The organism is uncultured Methanobrevibacter sp. (assembly GCF_947170395.1).
In the GTDB taxonomy this organism is placed as follows: Archaea; Methanobacteriota; Methanobacteria; order Methanobacteriales; family Methanobacteriaceae; genus Methanocatella.
Map to the genome: position 1 here is coordinate 1 of NZ_CAMVTE010000068.1, position 3,657 is coordinate 3,657.

The 3,657-nt window shown below is 32.7% G+C and carries 3 protein-coding genes and 1 pseudogene; all 4 read right to left on the minus strand.

Going from position 1 to position 3,657, the window contains the following annotated elements:
- Positions 1-359: pseudogene (locus Q0W04_RS10600) on the minus strand (NAD-dependent epimerase/dehydratase family protein); the annotation flags it as partial.
- A 105-nt stretch (positions 360-464) separates the two neighbouring features.
- Positions 465-2,186 (minus strand): DUF2326 domain-containing protein, encoded by a 1,722-nt coding sequence (locus Q0W04_RS10545; RefSeq protein WP_298503075.1) that lies wholly within the window; start codon positions 2,184-2,186, stop codon positions 465-467.
- A complete protein-coding gene (locus tag Q0W04_RS10550; RefSeq protein ID WP_298503077.1) occupies positions 2,177-2,344 on the minus strand; it encodes an ABC-three component system middle component 6 in 168 nt (55 codons plus the stop codon). The genes Q0W04_RS10545 and Q0W04_RS10550 overlap by 10 nt, the downstream gene beginning before the upstream one ends.
- A gap of 13 nt (positions 2,345-2,357) precedes the next feature.
- Positions 2,358-3,365 carry an ABC-three component system protein gene (locus Q0W04_RS10555; RefSeq protein WP_298503079.1) on the minus strand — a complete coding sequence of 336 codons (1,008 nt, stop codon included), beginning with the start codon at positions 3,363-3,365 and terminating at the stop codon, positions 2,358-2,360.
- Positions 3,366-3,657: the final 292 nt, after the last annotated feature.

Sequence of the window (3,657 nt, forward strand, 5' to 3'; positions counted from 1 at the left end):
CCTTCAGCGCTTTCACATGCCCTTTGGCCAGATCCACCACATGGATGTAGTCCCGGACACCGGTGCCGTCCGCTGTGGCATAGTCATCCCCAAACACATGCAGCTTATCCAGCTTGCCCACCGCCACCTGGGTGATATACGGCATCAGGTTATTAGGAATCCCATTGGGATCCTTCCCCGATCAGACCAGACTCGTGTGCGCCGATGGGATTAAAATACCGCAGCAGCACTATATTCCAAGGCTTTGGATCCATGAGCTTCACATCCGCCGTGTGCATATCAATCAAAATCTCTTCCAGCATAGACTTGGTCTTCCCATAGGGATTGGTACAATGCCCCTTAGGACATGCCTCCGTAATATGTGAACTTTTCATAAAAGTTCACATTAAAAGAACCTTTCCACAATTATCATCAGTCAGCAGATGTCCATTCTCTTCCAAAAAATATATCTGAACTTCATAGAATTACGATTCAATCCTGAATAACTTATCATTCTGCGAAAGCTCAACCACAACACTCGATTTTTCAATTAACCCAGCTGGAAGCTTATCTTTTAATATCGATACAACCAGTTGAATTTTATGTTCATTAACAAAATCCGCAACTTTTAATAACTGATTATCATGCATCAGCTCTTTCTTGTCATTCAAAAGAAAATGTAAACAAGGAATATTATCATCATCCGCAAATAAAGTATATGCCAGATCAAAACATAAAATTTCTCCTTGCTTTTTACCCGAACTCATATTTAAATTAAAAGCACTGAACTTATAAACCGGAACATTAGTCAGCCGATTAAGCTCTTTCTCGTACTTTAGCGCATACTTTTCCCCATAGAGCTCGTTTGAAATTACCGAAAAATATTTGTTAAACTTTGTAATTTGAATTTTCAGCTTTTGTTCAAACTGATCAGAATATAATGTTGCATCTATAACATCAAGTTCCTTGGTCAAAGAAACGAGATTGTTATCAACTTCATTAATCAGGGAAATACTATTCTCATATTCACCCTTAATTCTGTATTTCTCATTAATTTCTGTTATAATACTATCCATATCTGCAAATGAATCACTTTTTGATATTTTAAGCGAAAGATCTTTTTCACGATTCAACAAGTCCTTCATAAGCTTCTTTTCATTATCAATCCGAGCAGTCAGTTCTGGCAATTCTTTAGTAATAAACTTAACTTTTTCAACAATCATTTTGTTGTGATATGTAACTAATTCCTCAAATGTCTTATGCAAATCAGTAATATTCTCTTTGGATTCATTATATAAGATTTGTAGCTGTTTTAAATCAATAGCTGAAATATTCTGTTCCATTTCAGTTTTAGCTTCATTGATAATATCTCTGCGTATTTCCAGCTTAGTAATGTTAGTACTACATTTACTTATCTTGTATTTAATCTTATTAAGACTATCTAAATCTGCTTCAAAATTTTCATTAATATTTAGCAATGATTTTTTACGGTTCAGTTCAACTATTTCGTCTTCAACTATAGCTAATGCCATTTCATAAGAATTTTTAGTCTGGATTTTTTCCAATCTTTGTTTATAAGCGTTTTCCTGATTAATTTTAGTAATAATAACCTGTCTTTTATCGCTATCCTCAAATGTACATCCAAGAAGGAATAAATACAACGCTTCATATTCTACATCAGAAGTAAATCTGTGAAGCGTTTTCAATGTTTTATTAATGCTGTCATCTTTATACCTGATATTATGAGATATAATCTGCTTAAAAGATGGCTTCTCAGCTTTATGTTCAGGAAAAATCAGCAAAGATAATTCATTTTCAAAATCTTTTTGTAAAACGTTTTGTCCATTAATTCTTCTAACAGCTTCTTTTCCAGACAAAAAATTCCTTTCTATCGTAATTTGTTTTGAATCAGTGTCTTCAAGACTCTCGGAAAGAATTAGTGTTATCAGGACTTTATTGTTAATTAAATAATCCTTGACTTCGTTATAAATTGCTCTTTTATGTTCTTCATCAGTATAAATATCTTTTCCATCGCCGCCCAGACAAAAATATACCAATTTTAAAACAGTTGTCTTACCCACATTGTTACCTGTTAATTTTCTATTATCTGTTGGTGTATTATCAACAATCAAATTCATACCATTGTGAAAATCCAAATCGCGAATCACTCCGGTTTGTTTAGAAATTCTTAACTTTTTTATGAACATTTCTCAATAATCCCCTTTTCGTTTAGCTGTGCAGCCTGTATCAAATAAAGCCAATCCAGGGACAGCACAAATACAGAAAAAGACATTCCGTTGGCAGCCTTGACTCGTGAATACAAATCCAAAATTCGCTGTTTTGGCTTTTTGTCTAATTCACGCAAAACAACAGCGCCATTATAATATACACTTAGTTCCGGATGTATATTGTCTGGTAGTAACATGAACATATCCCTCCGGGTTTTTAAAAATTTTACACCTGATAAATGCATCGACCACCAGTATGCTTACACATGCCTCTAATTCTTCGAATGGCATTTCAGTGTAATTTCTACTGTTATGAATAATATCTATCAAGTTATTAATAATTCCATAGAAAACTTCTGAGGAACTCTTGGAAGAACTTTTGAGCGAAATATATTGTTTCCTGATTTCTTGTAAAACAGAATAGCTCTTATTCTGGCCTTCTTTATCAAACTCTACATATATTTCATCTATCTTATGATAAAAAATCTTATAATCGTCAATTGTTTCTTCCACTCCCTGAAGATTATTAAACTCTATCTTATCTTCAATCGCAAAAGGATCCAATTCCGGTGAAACAGCATTCTCATCCAACTTTACATCAGCCAAAAAAGTAATAACTTTAGCTAAATTTGACTCCATTTTATTATAATCAATATCTGGGCCCAATTCTTTCTTAATTAAATCATAAATTCTTTTTTGCTTTTCATTTCCTGCAGCCAGAATTATCCTTAAAAGGCTTGTACAATCCCAAATATCATCTTTTGGTGAAAAATTCATATTATAAGGATTTTTAAACAGAGAATTTCTAAGAGTATCGGTAGCGTCTTTTGATATGGAAATAAATTTGAAACAATAGTCACTATACTGTTTGAAAATATCTTTGCTTAAGGAACTATTGATTTTTGCTTTACTGCAAGTAGAAGATACTTGAACAACAACTTTATTTGTATTATCAATCAAATCAATACCTTCTGTATTATGTTTTAAAGCATTGATATTAGTCAATTTAAGATCAAAAATCAAATTGCATAATTCCGCAAAAAAAGTCTCAGAATGGATATTTAAATCCAAAAGATTAAGCTTGTCCCGTCCGCCTATCCGGTACGCTAAATAATGCAGTTTATCTTCTATATAGTCAAAATACTCTTTTCTCTTCAAGCTAAATTCCTCCAACAAATAACCTGCAATAGAACAAATATTAATACTACATTTAATGAATATTACACTCATGTAAAACAATTTTAAGAACGTTAGTTCGTTATTATTGTAACACACATTTAAAATAAAGAAAAGAGGTAAATAAAAATAATTTTATCTTTAAGCCTTTCATAACAAAGAAGCTATTTTCTTTTTATACCATAAAATTTTTGATCACACACTTCCTCTCCCACTCATTCCACCCGGAACTGTCTCGACCACTGCATCTTCTTATCCGCATAAAACCCGACCG

What these genes read in the sequence shown, in the direction of transcription:
- Q0W04_RS10545 (WP_298503075.1), bottom strand. Translation starts at nt 2,186, where the DNA reads ATGTTCATAAAAAAGTTAAGAATTTCTAAACAAACCGGAGTGATTCGC.